Genomic DNA, 19904 nt, shown 5'->3' with positions numbered 1-19904 from the left:
AAAGGGCCATTACACTGCGCCCCTTTCACAGCCCCACCGCCTCCCGAGGTTTGCATGACGCATAATTCCCTGGCCGGCCAGCCGGCCCCTGCCGAGCTGCTGGTCGATATTCCCCGTTTGGTCAGTGCCTACTACAGCGGCCGGCCCGACCCGGCCAACCCGGCCCATCGTGTGGCATTCGGCACCTCCGGGCACCGTGGCAGTTCGTTCGACAACAGCTTCAACGAAGCCCAGGTGCTTGCGATCAGCCAGGCCATTTGCCTGTACCGCCAGGCCCAAGGCATCGACGGCCCGCTGTTTTTGGGCATCGATACTCACGCGCTGTCTACGCCCGCCGGCATCACTGCGCTGGAGGTCTTCGCCGCCAATGGCGTGCAGGTAATGCTCGCCGGGCACGACGAGTACACGCCCACCCCGGCGTTGTCCCACGCGATCCTGTGCTACAACCGCGGGCGCCAGGCGCACCTGGCTGATGGCGTAGTGATCACGCCGTCGCACAACCCGCCTCAAAGTGGCGGCTTCAAGTACAACCCCACCAACGGCGGCCCTGCAGACAGCGACGTCACCAAATGGATAGAGAACAAGGCCAACGAGCTGTTCGAAGGGGGGCTGAAGGCTGTCAAACGCATGCCGTGGGAACAGGCTCTGAAGGCCGAAACCACGCACAGGCACGACTACCTCAACCACTATGTGCGTGACCTGGCCAACGTGGTCGATATCGATGCCATCCGCAGTGCCGGCCTGCGCCTGGGCGTCGACCCGCTCGGGGGCGCGGGTGTGCGCTACTGGGCCGCCATTGCCGAGCACTACAAGCTTGACCTTGAAGTGGTCAACCGCAGCGTCGACCCCACCTTCCGTTTCATGACCCTGGACTGGGACGGGCAAATTCGCATGGACCCCTCCTCGCGCGATGCCATGCAAGGGCTGTTGGCGCTCAAGGATCGCTTCGACGTGGCCTTTGCCTGTGACCCTGACCACGACCGCCATGGCATCGTGACGGCCGCGGGGGGCTTGCTTGCGCCGAACAATTACCTGGCCGTGATGATCGACTACCTCTACACCCATCGCCCGCAGTGGCGCGCGAACGCGGCGGTAGGCAAGACGGTGGTCAGCAGCGGGCTGATCGATCGCGTCACCGCGCGCCTGGGGCGCACGCTGTTCGAGGTGCCGGTGGGCTTTAAATACTTTGCCCAAGGGCTTTACGACGGCAGCTTGGGCTTCGGTGGCGAGGAGAGCGCGGGCGCTTCCTTCCTGCGCCGCGACGGCAGCGTCTGGTGCACCGACAAGGACGGGCTGATCCCGTCGTTGCTGGCCGCGGAGATGACTGCAGTGACTGGCAAGAACCCCTACGAGCGCTACCAAGGCCTGGCCGCCGAGCTGGGCGAGCCGTTCGCCACACGGGTCGATGCCAAGGCCGATGCGAAGCAGAAGGCCGCGCTCGCCAAGCTGTCGCCGGAGCAGGTCAGTTCCAAGGAGCTGGCGGGTGAGCCGATCGAGGCGGTCCTGAGCCGCGCGCCGGGCAACGATCAGGCCATTGGTGGGCTGAAGGTAACCACGGCCAATGGCTGGTTCGCCGCCCGCCCATCGGGCACCGAGGATATCTACAAGATCTACGCTGAAAGCTTCAAAGGTGAGGACCATCTCAAGCGCCTGGTGCAGGAAGCCCAGGCACTGGTCAACAGCGCTATCGCCTAAGCTTGGAGATGCGCCGCGCATCGCGCGGCGCATCAAGGGCTTGCTGGACCTTCTCGACAAATCACGCGAAGATGCCTGCCCATCGCCCCGAGGCAGGAGGTAGCGTGCCAACCCGTTCCAAGGAGCCTGCGCGCCAGCCGTGGCTTAAACGCCTGAAGGCTTATGTGCGCGAGCTGCGCGAGCTTACGTCCGTTTACGATGGTGCGCCCGCTGCGCCAACGTCGAATATCAAACAGCAGGCCCGGCCTACCGCCAAGGCGGCCCGGCCGGCCCCTGTGCCCGCCAAGCCACGCAAGGCTTCACCTGCGGCCGCTCCCACGGACCAACCCGAAGGCGCTCTACCCATTGACGCTGCCTTGCGCCGGCGCATGAAGGCCGATGTGCAGCGCTTGTTGGGTGAGCATCGCCAGCCTAATGCGGCGCAATGGAAGATGATTTTCAGCGACGCCCCAGCTACGTGCGTGGTGGCAGGTGCCGGTGCAGGCAAGTCGGCATCGCTGGTGCTGCGCGTGGTGTTGCTGGTGGAGTACCTTGCCGTGCCACTGGAGCAGGTCAGCGTAGTGACCTTCACCCGGGAATCGCGCAAGGATTTCATCGCTCGCCTGATAGAAACCTTTGCACTGTGGGGCCGCACCCTGAGCGAGCGCCAAGCGCGTGACCGAGTTCGCACCTTTCACTCCCGGGCCTTGGGTTGGGCGCAGGCCCAGCCGGCTCTGGCCGGCCTCAAGGCGTTCGAGGCGCTGGGGCAGGGCGGCGCCGGCGACCCTGACCAACCGCCGTTCGCACTCGCGTTGAACAACCAGCAGCGAGACCTGCTTGGGCAGGCCTACAGCGCGTTGCTCCAGGGTGATGCGCACTTTGCTGAAAGCATCGATACGCTGCGGCGGCAGGCACTGCAACTGGAGCGTCTTGGGCGCGACCATCCGGACGTGCGTACCCGGGCGACGGTGATGGGCCTGGCCGCGCAGCGCGACAGCGCGTTGACCGAACAAGTGCGGGCGCTGTGGCAGGCTGCTGGTGCCTGGCCATTGCCAGGTGTAGAGGCGGCCACTTCGGCGCTGCAGCTGCGCGGCCATGCCTTTCATGTGCACGGCTGGCACGCCGGCGCCCAAGCCTGGGTGGTGCTCGGCGTAGACCCTCGAGAAAGCCGCGACCTTCGCCGGGCGCAGGGCGAGTTGCCGCTGGCTGCGGAAGTCGCGGTCAAGCGCACCTTGTTTCAGGCGTTTTGCGACCAGCCGGTGATCTGGCTCGGTAGCTACAGTGAGGGCCAGGCCCTGGCCAAGCGCATGGCCGGCGATGCCGGGCGAGGGCCGGGGCTTGAATATCGGCTGGTGGGCGAGCACCGAGCCCAGCCACTGCTCGAGCTGTTCTATCAGGTGGCCAGCTTCATCGAGAGCCTGGGCCTGGACGTGGCAGATGCAATCGCTCGGGCGGGGCTTGCAGAGCAGGGCGCAGACGCAGCGTTCTTTCAGGCACTGGCGCGTTTCTGGCCGGCTTGCACCGCACGCTGGCGGCAGGCTTCACCCCCGGTGATGCCTTACAACCACATCTTCAGCCATTTCATTTCCCAGGGCTTCGACGGTATCGAGGACCCGGCGATCGACGTGTTCCGGCACCTGCTGGTGGATGAGTTCCAGGACGTCTCCGCGTTGCTCGTGGCCTGGCTTAAAGCGGTGCTGGCGGAGCGTGAGCGGCGTGGGCTGGCCCGCGGCTCACTGCTATGCGTAGGGGATGACTGGCAATCGATCTATGGCTGGCGTGGGAGCAGCCCGAGCTTTTTTCTGGACTTCGAGCAGGTGTTTCAGGCCAGTGCGCACGCGCGAGTGATGCTACGCGACAACTATCGTTGCCAGCAGGGCGTGATCGATGCCGCAGAATGGGTGGTCAAGGCCACGCCCAGCCTCAAAGGCAAGAAGGCCAGGGCCGTGGGTGAGCGGCCGGTGGCGCCGGTACAGGTGCTGGCTCGCGACGATGCGTCGCTGCTGGCCAAGGTTCAGGCGCATATCGAGGCGGATGAAACGGTGCTGGTGTTATACCGGCGAGCCATGGATAAACCCGAACTCGAAAAGCTGCTCAAGCCGGTGCTGGAGCGGTGCAAAGCCAGCGGTAAACCGGAGCGATTGCGATTGATGACCTACCACGCCGCCAAGGGGCTGGAAGCCGACGCAGTATGCCTGATGGGCGATTGCACCTATCAGGGCGGGGGGCAGTGGCGCAATGCGGTGTATCGGTTGGCGGGCTTCGGCCCGGCTGGCGCCGAGCAACCCTACGACGCTGCCCAGGCCGAAGAGGCCTACCGGTTGGCGTATGTGGCGATTACTCGTGCTCGGCAGCACTGCTATTGGTTCATCGAGCCGGGTGGGCAGGCGGTGCTGGCCAAGGCTTCGTCGCGAGTAGCTGGAAGCAAAGGCCTGTTCGTTGATTCGCGGGGGCTGGAGTCTTCAGCCACAGGCGCGTAGGCGTTCCGGCGGCACGAAGGCATCGAGTTCAGCCTCGATGGCCTCTATGATCAGCTCCACATCGCTGGCATTCATGACCGTAGCGCAGGGAATGCCGGCAATCGCCAATAGCGTTTGCCCAGTTTGGCGGTCGAACAGCCGGGCGACCAAGCTTCCCGGGGCGTCCATGGTCGCCTCCAGGCCCACCGGGTGGAAATGCCAGCGCATGACCTGGCAGGCATTGGGGAAGGTCATTTTGTTCATTGTGGCCACCTCGCGGGGAAAGCCTGCGTCAGGCTTTAAAAGGTAGCAGCTGCGGGGGGCAAAAACGTGTTATTTCGTTCAGCCCCCCCCTGTTCAGGGGAGGCCTATTGATGCGGGTCAACGACAGTAGACCTTGGGCTTGACGCTTCAGAGGGCGCGGGTCACGCGGATATCGGCGATGTTGGCGCGCTCTTCCTTTCCGTGCAGGGCAATCAACGCGGCCTCTGCCTCGCCCAGGCTCCCGCTTTGCAAGTGGGCGAAATCCCAGCGGCGCTCACCCTTCAGGGTGTAGTGGATGACGTATTTGGTCACAAGATGGCCCTGTCAGCTATAGGAGGAATGAGAGCGGCGCACGATCTTGATGCTGTGCTTGAACGCCGTGTTCTTGAGTGGGCGATCTTTGACGCGCGGGCCCGAGGTATCAAGGGTGATGTTCCAGAAGCCGCTGCTAGGCACAGTGATGCGTGCGGGGAATTTGTCGAAGGCGCCGCCGTGGTAGGTGTGGCGGCCGCCATTGCGAAAGGCGCGGAAGTTGGCGTCGTTCATCAGGCGAATATTGCAGCGCTGTGAGCATTCGATCACGACGAGGTCGTCTTCGTTGAGGTGCTCGCGCTGGTGTACGAATTTCATGAAGGCTCCGAAAAGGCGGGAGTATTGCCAAGGCAAGCACTGTATCACAGCGTTACCAGCCCTGCGCTGCCCCACAGAACCTGAACAAATGACCGGCCGCCCGGTCGAAGCCTTTTTGACCGAGTGGAGGCATGGTGTCGATGAAGGCTGTATGGCTCGCCCTGGCGGCGTTGATGTTAGGTGGTTGTGCCAGTGTTTCGGACCTTGAGCAGACCCACGAGACCATGGACGTGATCTCCGGCAAGACCCCCAAGGACTATTCGGCCTGCCTCGCGCAGCGGCTTTCGAGCAGTCGCGCTCCGCTGACCATCGAACCGCACAAGAGCGGTTACCGTGTGATCGTGCCGCAGAAGTTCGGCTCGGGCCCGGCGGCGGTCGTGCTGGTCGAGGACCGCTCCGGGGGCAGTTCGATCAAAGTGCATGAACGGCTTTCGAACCTGCCGGTTCGTTTTCACGACGTTCGCAACGCTGCCACGGCCTGCATTTCCGGTTAAGGTTTGCTGCTGCGGAACTAAATGGTTGCAGGGTTTTTCTATTGTCGCAGTGCGCGCGCCACGCGTGCCCCATTGTAACGTTTATCGGGCCTGATTAGACTGCGCCGAATACGTAGGCCCGCCCTTGAATTAAGGACACTTCATGATCAAGAAATGCTTGTTCCCGGCAGCCGGTTACGGCACCCGCTTTTTGCCAGCGACCAAGGCCATGCCCAAGGAAATGCTGCCGGTGGTCAACAAGCCGCTGATCCAGTACGGCGTCGAGGAAGCTCTGCAAGCAGGCCTCAATGGCATCGCCATCGTCACCGGCCGCGGTAAACGTGCCCTGGAAGACCACTTCGACATCAGCTATGAGCTGGAAACCCAGATCCGTAACACCGACAAGGAAAAGTACCTGGTCGGGATTCGCAAGCTGATCGATGAGTGCACCTTCTCCTACACCCGCCAGGTGGAAATGAAAGGCTTGGGGCATGCCATTCTGAGCGGCCGCCCCCTGATCGGTGACGAGCCCTTCGCTGTAGTCCTCGCTGATGACCTGTGCGTCAACCCCGAAGGCGACAGCGTGTTGCAGCAGATGGTCAAGCTCTACAACCAGTTCCGGTGCTCCATCGTTGCGGTTCAGGAAGTACCACGGGAAGAAATTCACAAGTACGGCGTGATCGCCGGTGAGACCATTCGCGATGATATCTTCCGTGTGAACAACATGGTCGAAAAGCCCAAGGCTGAAGACGCGCCGTCGAATTTGGCGATCATCGGCCGGTACATCCTTACCCCGGACATCTTCAAGTTGATCGAAGAGACCGAGCCAGGTAAGGGCGGCGAAATCCAGATCACCGACGCGCTGATGAAACAGGCCAAGGACGGTTGCGTACTTGCCTACAAATTCAAAGGCCAGCGTTTCGATTGCGGTAGCGCTGAAGGCTATATCGACGCGACCAACTACTGCTTCGAAAACTTTTACAAGCAAGGCCAGCTCTGATCACCGGGCTGCCTTCTGACCACGCCGCTATCGTGACCCGATAGCGGCGTTTTCATTTGGGGAATATGCATGGCATACGATGTCGATCTGTTTGTGATAGGTGCTGGCTCGGGCGGCGTGCGAGCGGCGCGTTTTGCTGCAGGGTTCGGCGCGCGGGTGGCGATTGCCGAAAGCCGCTACCTTGGCGGTACGTGCGTGAATGTGGGCTGCGTGCCCAAGAAGTTGCTGGTGTATGGCGCGCATTATGGTGAAGACCTGGCCCATGCAGGTGCCTATGGCTGGTCGGTGGGCGAGCCGTCGTTCGAATGGGCAACGCTGATTGCCAACAAAAACCGGGAAATCGAGCGCCTCAACGGGATCTACGAGAAGCTGCTGACCGGGGCAGGCGTGGCCCTCCACCATGGCCACGCACGGCTGGTCGACGCCCATCAGGTCGAGGTCGCTGGCCAGCGGATCAGCGCCGAGCGCATCCTGATCGCAACCGGGGGCTGGCCGCATATTCCGGATATCCCGGGGCGTGAGCATGCAATCTCCTCCAATGAGGCGTTTTTTCTGGAGCGCTTGCCCCAGCGTGTGGTGGTAGTTGGCGGCGGCTATATCGCTGTCGAGTTCGCCGGGATCTTTCAGGGGATGGGCGCTGAAACCACACTCATTTACCGGGGGGATCTGTTTCTACGCGGCTTCGATGGCACTGTCCGTGAGCACCTGCGTGACCAGCTCAAGCACAAGGGTATGGGCTTGCGCTTCAATACCGACGTGGAGCGCATCGACAAGCAGGCTGATGGCAGCTTGTTGCTGACGTGCAAGGGGGGGCAGACGCTGGTGGCCGACTGCGTGCTCTACGCCACCGGGCGCAAGCCCTGCCTAGACGGGCTGGGGCTGGAAAACACCCAGGTGAGCCTGGATGAACGCGGCTATATCGAAGTCAACGAGGATTACCAGACGCGTGAGCCGTCGATCCTGGCCCTGGGCGATGTGATCGGCCGCGTGCAGTTGACACCGGTGGCCACCGCCGAAGGCATGGCCGTTGCTCGCCGGTTGTACAAGCCCGACGAATACCGCCCCGTGGATTACCGGCATATCCCTACCGCGGTATTCAGCCAGCCACCCATCGGCACTGTTGGCTTGACCGAAGAGCAGGCGCGTGAGCAGGGGCATTCGCTCAGGATCTTCGAAACCACCTTCCGGCCCATGAAGCTGACGCTGACCAATGACCCCGAGCGTATCTTGATGAAATTGGTCGTCGATGCGCAGACCGATCGCGTACTCGGTTGCCATATGGTAGGCCCCGAAGCTGGCGAGATCATTCAGGGGTTGGCCGTGGCGATCAAGGCTGGGGCCACCAAGCAGGTCTTCGATGAAACGATTGGCGTGCACCCCAGCTCCGCGGAAGAGTTCGTGACGTTGCGCAGCCAGACACGAGACTGAGGGGTCAGGGGCGGTGGCAGAGCTCGGCATCAGCCTGCAAGCCGAGCTTTTCCATTGCCCGGCGGCGCTGACGTTGCACACTGCGTTCGCTGCGCTGCATCTGTTCGGCGATCTTGCGCGCGCTCAGCCCCCCTCGGGAAGCCTCCAGCACCTGTTGCTCCCGCTCGGTTAGCGCCGTGGTTGCTTCACGGGCCCATGCGCCTTTGTGGGTGTAGCGCTGCTCCATGATGCGCTGTACGTCGCTGCACAGGCAGGTGCGGCCTGCTGCTGCCTGGCTGGCTGCCCGTGCGAGCTCGCCGGGCTCGGCCCGCTTGCTAACCAGCCCCTTGACCCCAAGCCCAAGAATGCTTCCCAGGGCGCAAGGCTCGCGTAACGAGGTAAGGACTACGATCGGTAGGGATGGCCAGTGCTCTCGAAGAGTGGCCAGCATTGGTAGGCCGTCGGGCTGGTGGCCGCCCGGCATGAAGAAGTCTGTCACCAGCAGGTCGAACGAGCGCTGCATCAGGGCCAGAAACATTGCGTCGGTGCTGTCGGCATAGGCCGCCACCTGCAAGCGCCCCCTGGCAGCGTTATTGAGAATTACCGAGGCCCCAGCGAGTGAAGCAGGGTGGTCGTCGGCAAGAAGGATGTGGATTGTCATGGTCGAAGCTCTCTGTCACCGACCGCAGGTGCGCCGGTATCGTGATAGTCACCAGTCCCAGGCTGGCAACAATCACCGCGATATGGGTCGTGGAGTTGAGCCCGAACTTGACGTGCAGGTTATGTGTGTGGAAATTGATCGTCGATACCGAACAGTGCATGAGCATGGCGATATCGGCAGCGGTTTTCCCTTGGCAACACCAGTTCAGTACTTCCTGCTCCTTTGGGGTGAGTGCGTCGAACACACCAGCGGCGTTCTGAATGTTGTCAGGCTTCGCGCGTCCCATGGTCTTCCCTTCGCATCGGTTAAGCGTGTGCGTCGGTTATAGCGACTGCTATTGGCAGGGGAACCTGTCAAAGCTGACAGGCTAGGCAGCGTATCGTGTTGAGTGACGCGGCGGGGTAGGAGGTCTCTGAATAAAACGTAAGAAAAATCAGCTGGGTAGCGCTTGCCGATGTGGGATTGGCGCGCCTTGCGGGCCTGAAAATGTTCATACACGCCCCTGGAATGGCCGATAGCCAAAACCAATTAGTTGGATATGCATTGGCAATGAGCTTTAGGCCGAATCAATAGCTAGCATACTTTCCATCGAATCGCAGATCACACTGCAAACCTCAAAGGAGCCTCACCGATGCCTCTGATCAACAGCCAAGTCAAACCCTTCAAAGCGACCGCCTACCACAACGGCAAGTTCGTCGATGTGAGCGATGCGGACCTCAAAGGCAAATGGTCGGTCGTGTTCTTCTACCCTGCCGATTTCACCTTTGTTTGCCCGACTGAACTGGGTGATCTGGCCGATCGTTACGAAGAATTCCAAGCGCTGGGCGTAGAAATCTACGGTGTGTCGACTGACACCCACTTCACCCACAAGGCCTGGCATGACACCTCCGAGACCATCGCCAAGATTCAGTACCCCCTGATCGGCGACCCCACTCAGGTGATTTCGCGCAATTTCGATGTATTGATCGAAGAAGCAGGCCTGGCTGACCGCGGCACCTTCGTGATCAACCCCGAAGGCCAGATCAAGATCGTCGAGATCAATGACGGCGGCGTTGGCCGTGACGCCTCTGAACTGCTGCGCAAGGTCAAGGCTGCCCAGTACGTCGCCGCCCACCCAGGCGAAGTGTGCCCGGCCAAGTGGAAAGAAGGCGAGGCCACCCTGGCCCCATCGCTGGACCTGGTCGGCAAGATCTGACCATGCAATACCGGGCGAAGATCGACCTTCTGCTATAGCGGTACCTCGCCCATCTGGACGCCCGGGCGCTTGCGCCTGGGCGTTTTCGTTTCCGCATTCCTGAAAGGCTCACCGCCATGCTCGACGCTACGCTTAAAACCCAACTGAAGACCTACCTTGAGCGAGTTACCCAGCCGATCGAGATCGTCGCCAGCCTCGACGACGGCGCCAAGTCCCGGGAACTGCTCGGGCTTCTGCATGATATCCAAGCGCTCTCGCAGCTGATCACAGTGCGCGACGACGGCCAGGATGCACGCAAGCCCTCTTTTTCGATCAATCGCCCCGGGGGCGACATTAGCCTGCGTTTCGCCGGCATCCCGATGGGCCATGAATTCACCTCGCTGGTTCTGGCGCTGCTGCAAGTCGGCGGCCACCCGTCCAAGGCCAGCCAGGATGTGCTGGAACAGGTTGCCGCGCTGGACGGTGACTACCGGTTTGAAACCTATTTCTCGCTGTCCTGCCAGAATTGCCCGGACGTAGTGCAAGCGCTCAACCTGATGGCGGTGATCAACCCGCGCGTTCGCCACGTGGCCATTGACGGTGCGTTGTTCCAGGCCGAAGTCGATCAGCGCCAGGTGATGGCGGTGCCCAGTGTGTACCTCAATGGTGAGCCGTTCGGCCAGGGCCGCATGGGGCTTGAGGAAATCGTCGCCAAGCTCGATACCGGTGCGGCGGCTCGTGAAGCGCAGAAGCTCAACGCCAAGGCCGCTTTCGACGTTCTGGTGATCGGTGGTGGCCCTGCCGGTGCGGCTGCCGCCGTTTATGCCGCACGTAAAGGTATCCGCACCGGGGTCGCCGCCGAGCGCTTCGGTGGGCAGGTGCTCGACACCCTGGCCATCGAGAACTTCATCTCGGTCAAGGAAACCGAAGGGCCGAAGCTCGCCATGGCCTTGGAAGAGCACGTCAAGCAATACGACGTGGATATCATGAACCTGCAGCGTGCCGAGCAGTTGATACCGGGTCGCGACGGGGCGCCTCACGAAGTACGTTTCGCCGGCGGCGCGTCGCTCAAGGCCAAGGCCCTGATCATCGCCACGGGTGCTCGTTGGCGCGAAATGAACGTGCCCGGTGAGCAGCAGTACCGCAATCGTGGCGTGGCCTACTGCCCGCATTGCGACGGCCCGTTGTTCAAAGGCAAGCGCGTGGCGGTAGTGGGTGGCGGTAACTCCGGGGTCGAAGCTGCAATCGACCTGGCCGGTATCGTCAGCCATGTGACCCTGCTCGAATTTGACAGCAAACTCAGAGCCGATGCGGTGCTGCAGCGCAAGCTGAACAGCCTGCCGAACGTGACTGTGATTACCGAGGCCCTCACCACCGAAGTGACCGGCGATGGTCAGAAGGTCAACGGCCTTACCTACAAGGATCGCCAGACGGGCGAGAGCCGTCACGTCGAGCTGGAAGGGATTTTCGTGCAGATCGGGCTGCTGCCCAACAGTGATTGGCTCAAAGGCACCATCGAGCTGTCGCAGCGGGGTGAAGTGATGGTCGATGCACGCGGTGAAACCGACCTGCCGGGCATCTTCGCTGCAGGTGATGTGACCACTGCGCCGTACAAGCAGATCATCATCGCCATGGGCGAGGGCGCCAAAGCATCGCTGGCCGCGTTCGACCACCTCATCAGGGCTTGAAGGCAAAAGCTTGTAGCGTGTAGACAAAAGAAACCCCGCCAGAGGCGGGGTTTCTTTTTTTTACGCTTCGACCACTGGGATCTTCGCGTTGGCCGCTGCTTCGCGGAAGCTGGCCATCTGATCGAACGACAGGTAGCGATAGACATCGGCCGCCATGGAGTCGATGTTTTGCGCGTAGGTCATGTACTCCTCGACCGTCGGCAATTTGCCGAGGATCGACGCGACTGCCGCCAACTCCGCCGAAGCGAGGTACACGTTGGCCCCGTCGCCCAAGCGGTTGGGGAAGTTACGAGTGGAGGTAGACACCACCGTGGAGTTGGAGGCCACCCGTGCCTGGTTACCCATGCACAGCGAGCAGCCCGGCATTTCCATGCGCGCACCGGCCTTGCCGTAGATGCCGTAGTAGCCTTCCTCGGTCAGCTGGTGCTGGTCCATCTTGGTTGGCGGCGACAGCCACAGGCGCGTCGGAATCGAACCTTTGACCTTCTCCAGCAGCTTGCCGGCGGCGCGGAAGTGGCCGATGTTGGTCATGCACGAACCGATGAACACTTCGTCGATCTTCTCACCCTGAACGCTCGAGAGCAGGCGTGCGTCGTCCGGGTCGTTCGGTGCACACAGTACCGGCTCGGTCACCGTGGCCAGATCGATCTCGATGATCTCGGCGTATTCGGCGTCGGGGTCGGCGCTCATCAGCTGCGGGTTGGCGATCCACTCTTCCATGGCCTTGGCGCGGCGCTCCAGGGTGCGGGCGTCGCCATAGCCTTCGCTGATCATCCAGCGCAGCAGGGTGATGTTCGACTGCAGGTATTCGGCGATCGGCTTCTCGGGCAGCTTGATGGTGCAGCCGGCGGCAGAGCGCTCTGCGGAGGCGTCGGAAAGCTCGAACGCTTGCTCGACGGTCAGCTCGTCCAGGCCTTCGATCTCGAGGATGCGGCCGGAGAAGATGTTCTTCTTGCCTTTCTTCTCGACGGTGAGCAGGCCCTTCTGGATGGCGAAGTAGGGGATGGCATGGACCAGGTCACGCAGGGTGATGCCCGGTTGCAGCTTGCCTTTGAAGCGCACCAGTACCGACTCGGGCATGTCCAGCGGCATTACGCCGGTGGCTGCGGCAAAGGCAACCAGGCCGGAGCCGGCGGGGAAGGAGATACCGATCGGGAAGCGGGTGTGCGAGTCGCCGCCGGTACCAACGGTATCAGGCAGCAGCATGCGGTTCAGCCAGCTGTGGATGATGCCGTCGCCTGGACGCAGCGACACGCCACCACGGGTGCGGATGAAATCCGGCAGGGTGTGATGGGTCTTGACGTCGATCGGCTTGGGATAGGCTGCGGTGTGGCAGAAAGACTGCATCACGAGGTCGGCAGAAAAGCCCAGGCAGGCGAGGTCTTTGAGCTCGTCGCGGGTCATTGGGCCGGTGGTGTCCTGGGAACCGACGGTGGTCATCTTCGGTTCGCAGTAGGTGCCAGGGCGCACGCCTGCCACGCCACAGGCCTTGCCGACCATTTTCTGGGCGAGGGTGTAGCCCTTGCCGGTGTCTACGGGCTGCTCGGGTTTCTTGAACAGGTCCGAAGCGCCCAGGCCGAGTTCGGCACGGGCTTTTTCGGTCAGGCCACGGCCGACGATCAGCGGGATACGGCCACCGGCGCGCACCTCGTCCAGCAGCACGTTGGTTTTGAGTTCGAAGGTGGTGATCACTTCGTCGGTGCCGTGCTTGCACACTTTGCCGGCGTAAGGATAAACGTCGATCACGTCGCCCATTTCGATGTTCGACACGTCGAACTCGATCGGCAGGGCGCCGGCGTCTTCCATGGTGTTGTAGAAAATCGGAGCGATCTTGCTGCCGAAGCAGAAACCACCGGCGCGCTTGTTAGGCACATACGGGATGTCGTCGCCGAAGAACCACAGCACGGAGTTGGTGGCCGACTTGCGCGAGGATCCAGTGCCGACCACGTCGCCTACATAGGCTACCGGGAAGCCCTTGGCGCGCAGCGCTTCGTATTGTTTCAGCGGGCCGATGGCGCCTTGTTGCTCGGGCTCGATGCCGTCGCGGGCCATTTTCAGCATGGCCAGGGCGTGCAGCGGGATGTCTGGGCGCGACCAGGCGTCGGGTGCTGGGGAAAGATCGTCGGTGTTGGTCTCACCGGTGACCTTGAACACGGTCAGGCTGTACTTTTCGGCAATCGGTGCGCGCTTGGTGAACCACTCGCCGGCCGCCCAGGATTCGATCACGGCCTTGGCGGCGGCATTGCCGGCCTTGGCTTTTTCAGCGACGTCGTGGAAGGCATCGAACATCAGCAGAGTGTGCTTGAGCTGTTCGGCTGCAACGTTGGCCAGCTGGGCATCGTCCAGCAGCTCGACCAGGGTCGCGATGTTGTAGCCGCCCTGCATGGTGCCCAGCAGTTCGGTAGCGCGCTTGGCGTCGATCAGCGGGGATTTGGCTTCGCCCTTGGCGAGCGCGGAGAGAAAGCCTGCCTTGACGTAGGCGGCTTCGTCGACCCCTGGGGGTACGCGGTTCGTGATCAGGTCAACGAGGAAGGCTTCTTCGCCAGCGGGCGGGTTTTTCAGCAGCTCGACCAGGCCTGCGGTTTGTTCGGCGTTCAACGGCTGGGGAACGATCCCCTGCGCGGCCCGCTCTTCGACGTGTTTGCGGTAGGCTTCAAGCACAGTAATACCCTCATCAGTGGTCCCGGCACGGGACGCTCATCCAGTGAAATACCGCTCCCGTGCGCGCCACGGCTTCATGAGCCGCTTGGCCAGGGTTCCGGCACTCCATACAGAAGCTGCTTTCAAAGTTTTACGCCGCGCAACGGTTGAGCTGATGAGGGCTGGCACTAGGGGAAGGCCCCGGTGCCACACCGTTGCGAGGATCGACTGTGCTCGTGACGCTTTGAAAACAGCTTCCAACGGATATAGTCGCCCGAGGATGCGGCGCTATGCCGCATGCCTGGGGCGGTAGGATTCTACGGCAATTTTGCGCCGAAAGTAAGTTTGGCCCTACAAGCCCGAGGGTGAAACTCGTTAGACATAGGGCTAACATGCGCCTGTGTCCGGTTTCCTCAAGTGCGTTCGCAATGCCCAACCAGTCGATCAAGACGCCCTGCGTGGGCCTGTGCTCCACCGTCTATGGGGACGCCGTATGCCGGGGCTGCAAGCGTTTTCACCACGAGGTGGTGAACTGGAATGGCTATGACGAGGCGCAGAAGCGCGCGGTGTGGTTGCGCCTTGAGCGGTTGCTGGTGCAAGTGATGCAGGCCAAGCTTGAAGTGTTCGACCCAGGGCTGCTGCGCCAGCAGTTGACCCAGCGGCAGATCCGTTTCGTGGCCAGCCAGTCTGAATATACCTGGGCGTACCAGCTAATCGCCCGTGGCGCGCGGATGATCAACCAGGTGGAGCTCTACGGCTTCGTGCTGTTGCCTGAATTTCGCGATTGGTCACTGCCAGACTTGCGCGATGCCATCGACCGCGAATTCTTTTTGCTGTCCGAAGCCCATTACGAGCGCTACATCGCCCCAGCGTTCTTGCGTGAGGCGATGGGGTAGGCGGCTCAGTGGCGGGTGAGCTGGCCGACACCTTTCAAAATCACCTCCAGCGCCTGGGTGAGTTCGTCGAGGTCCGCAGCATCGCTGGTGTGGGCGATCTGCAGGTGCCGGTCGCCCCCGAACAGGTCAGCGTCTTCGGGCTGCACTTCGATGTCCAGCGATGTCGCGCTCAAGCTTACTGATAGCCCCTTGACGCCTGCCGGCTCGTCTTCGTCGAAGGCGATATCCACCTCGTCTTCGCCGGGGTAACGCGACATCAGGAACATGCGCCCGTCGGCGGCCTGGCAGGCCAGCAACGCCAGGTTGTCTTCTTCTTCGTCGCAAGGGTTGCCCATGAGCAGGGCGGCGGTGATCTGCATGGGGCAGGCTCCGGTAGGGCTGTGAAGGTGGCATTGTCGCAGAGCGTTGCGAGGGCGTCATGCACTCAACGGTTGACCACCCGCGCCGGCAGCGCCCAGGCGAGCACGCAGCTCGCCAGCAGGCTGGCGGCAAACAGCCACAGGGCGATCTGCGGGCTGTGAAAGCGTTGCATCACTGCGCCCATCAAGGTGTTGCCCACCAGCCCGGCGATGTTGGCCAGCGAGCAGGCCAGCGCAAAGCCAGTGGCCGACGCGGTGCCCTTGAGAAAGGTCGCCGGGAGGCTGAAGAAGGCGGGTAGGGCGCCGAGAATGGCTGCTGTGGCCAGCGAGAACAACGCGATGATCGCGACCAGATTGCCGCCAACGAAGGTGCTGGCGAACAGGCTGGCAGCGCCTGCTATGAACGGCCCAATGATGTGCCACCGGCGCTCACGCCGGCGGTCTGAGCTGGCGCCCAGCACCAGCATGCCGATAACCCCGGCCAGGCTTGGGATTGCCACTAACCACCCGATATGTGCAGGGTCGGCGACCCCGGCATCACGGATGAAAGTCGGAAGCCAGAAGCCCATGGCGTAGGCGCAAAGGAGAATCGAAAAATCGATGCCGCCAAGCATCCACACCTTGCGATCAAAAAAGCCGTCGCTGAAGCGGCTGCCGCCCGGGTTGGCGGCCTCGTCTGCGGCCAGGGCCTGCGCCAATTGCGCTTTTTCCGCTGTCGAAAGCCATGGCGCCTGGGCAATGCCATCGGGCAGGAGCCTGAGGCAAAGCACGCCCAGCAGCACCGAGGGCACTGCCTCGAGCAGAAACAGCCACTGCCAGCCGGCCAGCCCGGCCTGGCCGTCGAAATGCGCCATGATCCAGCCAGATAGCGGCGCACCAAAGAGGTTGGAAAGCGGCAGGCCAAGCATGAACAACGCGATGATCCGGCCCCGACGCCAAGAGGGGAACCATTGGGTCAGGTAATAGAGCACTCCTGGAAGAAAGCCTGCCTCGGCAACCCCGAGCAGAAACCTCAGCAGATAGAAACTCTCTGCGCTGCGCACCAGCAGCGTCAGGCCCGAAAGTAGGCCCCAACTGATCATGATGCGGGCGATCCAACGGCGCGCCCCGACTTTGGCCAGCACCAGGTTGCTAGGCACCTCGAACAGGATATAGCCCACGAAGAACAACCCGGCACCCAGCCCGTAGGCGGCCTCGCTCAGGTGCAACTGGCCGAGCATCTGCAATTTGGCGAAGCCGACGTTGATGCGGTCCAGATAGGCAGCCAGGTAGCACAGGCAGAGGAAAGGGATCAGGCGCCAGGTGACCTTGCGGTACAGCGCATCGAGAGGTGTGGGCATGGGCAGCTCCGCAGTCGTGAAGGGCGAGTATTCACGGCCTGGGCGCTGCCCGGCAAGTCTCAGCGCTTGCGCAATACGTAGACCCGCCACATGGCGTAAAGGGGGATGAAGTCGAGCGACCTTTGAACGATGAAACCTGCGTCCTTGAACTCTTGCTCGACCACCTGGCGCGGCAGCACGAAACGGTTCTGGTAGTCGCCGGTTTTGCCCTGCGCCACACGGCGGGCTTCCTGGCGACGGCGGCGGGCTGCTTTGAGGTTGCCATCGACCCACAGCGATACGATCACCGAGTCGCGGCTGACCCTATGGAACTCTTTGAGCAGCGCCGCGCGGTGCTCGCTTTCGCCGATATGGTGGAGCAGGCGCATGCAGAAAACGCTGTCCACGGACTGGTCGGGCAAGTCGATGGCGAACGCGCTGGTCTGGAGGGTGCGCACTTTGCTCACAACCTCCGGCGGTTGGCAGGCACGAGCGGTTGCGATCATATCGGCGGAATTGTCTGCCCCGATGATCCGGCGCCCTGGGCGCTCGGCCAGCATGGGCCAGAAACGCCCTGCGCCACACGGCAGGTCCAAGACCAGCTCGGGGTCACCCGCCAGGGCCAGCGCCTTGCGAGCCATCTGAACATCGCGTTGATGGGAGAGGCGGCGAGCCAGGCCATCCTGATGCTTGTGAAAATATTCACGCGCGTGCTCGGGGCCGTACTTATTGGAAAAAGGAAGCTCGATAGGGCTGTTCATGCACGTTAGTCCTTCTGCAACGGTGCGCACAGCTTGGCCGCGCGGCGGTGCCGACGCAGTCAACAGTGTGTGAACAGAAGGTAAAAGCCGCTGCCCTGTCTTGAATCAGCTGATTCAAGATGTTTCAGCGTGCGCAGCGTCGAGCACCGGCAACGCAGGCGACCGCCAGCAGTGTTACGCCTAGCATGCCTTCACTGACCGGCTCATGCAGCAGCAGTGCCGCCAGCCCCAACCCCATGAACGGTTGCAACAGCTGTAGCTGGCCTACAGCAGCGATTCCACCTTGGGCCAGCCCGCGGTACCAAAACACGAACCCGATCAGCATGCTGAACAGCGAAACATACGCCAGGCCCGCCCAGGCTTGAGGGCCAACCGAAGCAAAATGCGCAGGTTGAGTGAGCAGAGCGATAGGCAGCATGACCGGAAACGCCAGTAGCAGTGCCCAACTGATGACCTGCCAACCGCCCAGCTGCCGGGCAAGGCGCCCACCTTCGGCGTAACCCAGCCCGCAGAGGATCACGGCAGCGACCATCAAGGCATCACCTTGCAGCGATGCACCCGTGCTGGCCGACGCCGAATAACCGGCCACGCAGGCGGCGCCTGCCAGCGAAAACAGCCAGAAGCCCAAGCGGGGCCGCTCGCCGCCGCGTAGCACGGCGAACGCCGCAGTGCACAAGGGTAGAAGGCCGACGAAAACGATTGAGTGCGCCGAGGTGACGTGCTGCAAGGCCAGCGCGGTAAGCAAGGGAAACCCTACCACCACGCCTAGCGCTGTCACCGCCAGCGGCAGCCAGGTGCGCCGCGCCGGCCACGGCTGGCGCGCCAACCACAGCAGCAGGCCGGCTAGCAGCGCAGCGAGCGTGGCCCGTGCGCCTGTCAGGAAGGCCGCCGGGAATTCCGCCACTGCCAGCCGTGTCGCGGGCAGCGACCCTGCGAAGATGGCGACGCCGATAAAACCGTTGATCCAGCCTCGTGTGGTGATGTGCATGCTGCGCTCCTGTTCAATAGGGCTAGTAGATCAGCGGCCTCCTGGGTAAACCAGTTACACTCCAATACAGTTATCCATAACTGTTATGGCATACAAACCAGTACACATTGGGGCCCAAGCATGAACGGCAGCGGCACGCGCATCGAGGCAGTCATGAGGCATGTGAACACCGGCATCGCGGCTCGTACCTGGCCCGCCGGTGCGCGGTTACCCTCCGTGCGTAGCCAGGCGCGTAGCCTGAAGGTATCGGTATCCACGGTGGTGGAAGCCTATGAGCGGCTGTGTGCCGAGGGGGTATTGATCTCGCGACCTGGCTCGGGGTTTTACGTGGCAGGGCCCGCCGCACCGTTGGCGTTGGCCGCGGTAGCGCCGAAGGTTGACCGTGCGATCGACCCCTTATGGGTGTCGCGGCAGGCTCTGGAAGCCGACGCAGGCCTGCTGAAGCCGGGCTGCGGGTGGCTGCCTCCGGGTTGGCTTTACGAAGCGGGTGTGCGCCGCGCACTGCGGGCAGTGGCCCGCAGCGATACGTTGGAGCTGGCTGAATACGCGACGCCTATGGGACACCCAGGCTTGCGTCAGTTTCTTTCCCGCCGCCTCAGTGGTGCTGGTGTGGAAGCGCCACCGGAGCAGATCATGCTTGCCGAATCAGGCACCCAGGCCATCGACTTGATCTGCCGCTTTTTGCTGCAGCCAGGCGATACGGTAGTGGTGGACGACCCGTGCTATTTCAACTTCCATGCCCTGCTCAAAGCCCATCGAGTGACGGTGATCGGAGTGCCGTACACACCCTCAGGCCCTGACCTCGAAGCGTTTGCCAGCGCACTGCGAGACCACGCGCCCCGGCTCTATATCACCAATTCTGGTGTGCACAACCCAACCGGCGCGGCGCTCTCGCCGGTCATTGCTCATCGCTTGCTCAAGTTGGCCGAAGCGCATGAACTGGTGATCGTCGAAGACGATATCTTCGCCGATTTCGAAGTCACCGCCGCGCCGCGGCTCTGCGCGTTCGACGGCCTGGCCAGGGTGATTCACATAGGCAGCTTCTCCAAGACCGTCTCGGCCTCGGTGCGGTGTGGCTATGTGGCCGCGCGTGGGGATTGGATCGACAGCCTGGTCGACTTGAAGATTGCCACCAATTTCGGTGGCGGTCGGTTGGCTGCGGAGTTGATTCTAAGGGTGCTGACCGACAGCGGCTATCGCCGGCACATGGAGGCTGTAAGGTCGAGCCTGGCCGACCAGCGCCTGCGCGTTGCCGCCCGCCTGGCGCCCATGGGCATCACGCCTTGGATCGTGCCGCAGGCGGGCATCTTTCTCTGGTGCAAGCTGCCGGGCGGCATCGATGCAGCCGAGCTGGCGCAGGTGTGCCTGAAGCAGGGAGTGGTATTGGCGCCGGGGAATGTCTTCAGCCAGTCGCAGAGGCAGCAAGGCTTCATGCGGTTCAATGTGGCGCAGATGGAAGACGATCGGGTGTTTGAGGTATTGATGGGCGCGTTGCACGCGCGGTAGTGATG

Annotated in this window: 19 protein-coding genes; 9 read left to right on the top strand and 10 right to left on the bottom strand. The window is 62.4% G+C overall.

All coding sequences use genetic code 11. The features are described 5' to 3' along the window. Nucleotides 1-54: 54 nt before the first annotated feature. Nucleotides 55-1695 (top strand): phosphoglucomutase (alpha-D-glucose-1,6-bisphosphate-dependent), encoded by a 1641-nt coding sequence (pgm, locus tag F474_RS03015; protein WP_097084010.1) that lies wholly within the window; start codon nucleotides 55-57, stop codon nucleotides 1693-1695. Nucleotides 1696-1799: 104 nt separating this feature from the next. Next, nucleotides 1800-4154, top strand: a complete 2355-nt coding sequence (locus F474_RS03010) for a UvrD-helicase domain-containing protein (RefSeq protein ID WP_165830258.1) — start codon at nucleotides 1800-1802, stop codon at nucleotides 4152-4154. Here F474_RS03010 and F474_RS03005 read toward each other — a convergent pair. The 3 genes from F474_RS03005 to F474_RS03000 all read right to left on the bottom strand — a co-directional run bounded on the left by F474_RS03005 (nucleotide 4137) and on the right by F474_RS03000 (nucleotide 5027). Beyond that, nucleotides 4137-4397, bottom strand: coding sequence for a DUF1652 domain-containing protein (locus F474_RS03005; RefSeq protein ID WP_097084012.1), 261 nt, complete (start codon nucleotides 4395-4397; stop codon nucleotides 4137-4139). The genes F474_RS03010 and F474_RS03005 overlap by 18 nt on opposite strands. 147 nt (nucleotides 4398-4544) lie before the next feature. Beyond that, nucleotides 4545-4709 carry a hypothetical protein gene (locus tag F474_RS22620; RefSeq protein WP_097084013.1) on the bottom strand — a complete coding sequence of 55 codons (165 nt, stop codon included), beginning with the start codon at nucleotides 4707-4709 and terminating at the stop codon, nucleotides 4545-4547. 12 nt (nucleotides 4710-4721) lie between these two features. Next, nucleotides 4722-5027, bottom strand: coding sequence for a DUF1883 domain-containing protein (locus F474_RS03000; RefSeq protein ID WP_097084014.1), 306 nt, complete (start codon nucleotides 5025-5027; stop codon nucleotides 4722-4724). Nucleotides 5028-5167: 140 nt separating this feature from the next. Between F474_RS03000 and F474_RS02995 the strand changes: the two genes are divergently transcribed. The 3 genes from F474_RS02995 to gorA all read left to right on the top strand — a co-directional run bounded on the left by F474_RS02995 (nucleotide 5168) and on the right by gorA (nucleotide 7928). Further along, complete coding sequence (locus F474_RS02995; protein WP_097084294.1) at nucleotides 5168-5521, top strand: hypothetical protein; 354 nt, start codon at nucleotides 5168-5170, stop codon at nucleotides 5519-5521. Between the two features lie 142 nt (nucleotides 5522-5663). Beyond that, nucleotides 5664-6500 carry a UTP--glucose-1-phosphate uridylyltransferase GalU gene (gene galU / locus F474_RS02990; RefSeq protein WP_097084015.1) on the top strand — a complete coding sequence of 279 codons (837 nt, stop codon included), beginning with the start codon at nucleotides 5664-5666 and terminating at the stop codon, nucleotides 6498-6500. 69 nt (nucleotides 6501-6569) lie between these two features. Next, on the top strand, nucleotides 6570-7928 hold the full coding sequence (gorA, locus tag F474_RS02985; RefSeq protein WP_097084016.1) for a glutathione-disulfide reductase: 1359 nt from the start codon (nucleotides 6570-6572) through the stop codon (nucleotides 7926-7928). 4 nt (nucleotides 7929-7932) lie between these two features. Here gorA and F474_RS02980 read toward each other — a convergent pair whose 3' ends face one another. Next, nucleotides 7933-8568 (bottom strand): response regulator transcription factor, encoded by a 636-nt coding sequence (locus F474_RS02980; protein WP_097084017.1) that lies wholly within the window; start codon nucleotides 8566-8568, stop codon nucleotides 7933-7935. After that, entirely contained in the window at nucleotides 8498-8854 is a 357-nt protein-coding gene (locus F474_RS02975) for a helix-turn-helix domain-containing protein (RefSeq protein WP_097084018.1), read from the bottom strand. The genes F474_RS02980 and F474_RS02975 overlap by 71 nt, the downstream gene beginning before the upstream one ends. 345 nt (nucleotides 8855-9199) lie before the next feature. Between F474_RS02975 and ahpC the strand changes: the two genes are divergently transcribed. Together ahpC and ahpF are read left to right on the top strand one after the other, a co-directional pair. After that, a complete protein-coding gene (ahpC, locus tag F474_RS02970; protein ID WP_097084019.1) occupies nucleotides 9200-9763 on the top strand; it encodes an alkyl hydroperoxide reductase subunit C in 564 nt (187 codons plus the stop codon). 116 nt (nucleotides 9764-9879) lie between these two features. Further along, nucleotides 9880-11430 (top strand): alkyl hydroperoxide reductase subunit F, encoded by a 1551-nt coding sequence (gene ahpF, locus F474_RS02965; protein ID WP_097084020.1) that lies wholly within the window; start codon nucleotides 9880-9882, stop codon nucleotides 11428-11430. 60 nt (nucleotides 11431-11490) lie between these two features. On the opposite strand, the gene acnB is transcribed toward ahpF, so the two are convergent. Beyond that, on the bottom strand, nucleotides 11491-14091 hold the full coding sequence (acnB, locus tag F474_RS02960) for a bifunctional aconitate hydratase 2/2-methylisocitrate dehydratase (RefSeq protein WP_097084021.1): 2601 nt from the start codon (nucleotides 14089-14091) through the stop codon (nucleotides 11491-11493). Between the two features lie 407 nt (nucleotides 14092-14498). Here acnB and F474_RS02955 point away from each other — a divergent pair, with 407 nt between their 5' ends. Then, complete coding sequence (locus F474_RS02955; protein WP_097084022.1) at nucleotides 14499-14966, top strand: DUF1289 domain-containing protein; 468 nt, start codon at nucleotides 14499-14501, stop codon at nucleotides 14964-14966. A gap of 5 nt (nucleotides 14967-14971) precedes the next feature. On the opposite strand, the gene F474_RS02950 is transcribed toward F474_RS02955, so the two are convergent. The 4 genes from F474_RS02950 to F474_RS02935 all read right to left on the bottom strand — a co-directional run bounded on the left by F474_RS02950 (nucleotide 14972) and on the right by F474_RS02935 (nucleotide 18393). Further along, nucleotides 14972-15325 (bottom strand): hypothetical protein, encoded by a 354-nt coding sequence (locus F474_RS02950; RefSeq protein ID WP_097084023.1) that lies wholly within the window; start codon nucleotides 15323-15325, stop codon nucleotides 14972-14974. Between the two features lie 65 nt (nucleotides 15326-15390). Continuing rightward, a complete protein-coding gene (locus tag F474_RS02945) occupies nucleotides 15391-16665 on the bottom strand; it encodes an MFS transporter (protein WP_097084024.1) in 1275 nt (424 codons plus the stop codon). Between the two features lie 59 nt (nucleotides 16666-16724). Then, the gene (locus F474_RS02940) at nucleotides 16725-17405 is read right to left on the bottom strand and encodes a class I SAM-dependent methyltransferase (RefSeq protein WP_097084025.1); all 681 of its coding nucleotides are present in this window, start codon (nucleotides 17403-17405) and stop codon (nucleotides 16725-16727) included. Between the two features lie 124 nt (nucleotides 17406-17529). Next, nucleotides 17530-18393 (bottom strand): DMT family transporter, encoded by an 864-nt coding sequence (locus F474_RS02935; RefSeq protein ID WP_097084026.1) that lies wholly within the window; start codon nucleotides 18391-18393, stop codon nucleotides 17530-17532. A gap of 120 nt (nucleotides 18394-18513) precedes the next feature. Here F474_RS02935 and F474_RS02930 point away from each other — a divergent pair, with 120 nt between their 5' ends. Further along, a complete protein-coding gene (locus F474_RS02930; protein ID WP_097084027.1) occupies nucleotides 18514-19899 on the top strand; it encodes a PLP-dependent aminotransferase family protein in 1386 nt (461 codons plus the stop codon). Nucleotides 19900-19904: the final 5 nt, after the last annotated feature.

The organism is Pseudomonas sp. URIL14HWK12:I12 (assembly GCF_003097135.1).
Lineage (GTDB): Bacteria > Pseudomonadota > Gammaproteobacteria > Pseudomonadales > Pseudomonadaceae > Aquipseudomonas.
This window is presented reverse-complemented; position numbering and strand designations above follow the sequence as displayed.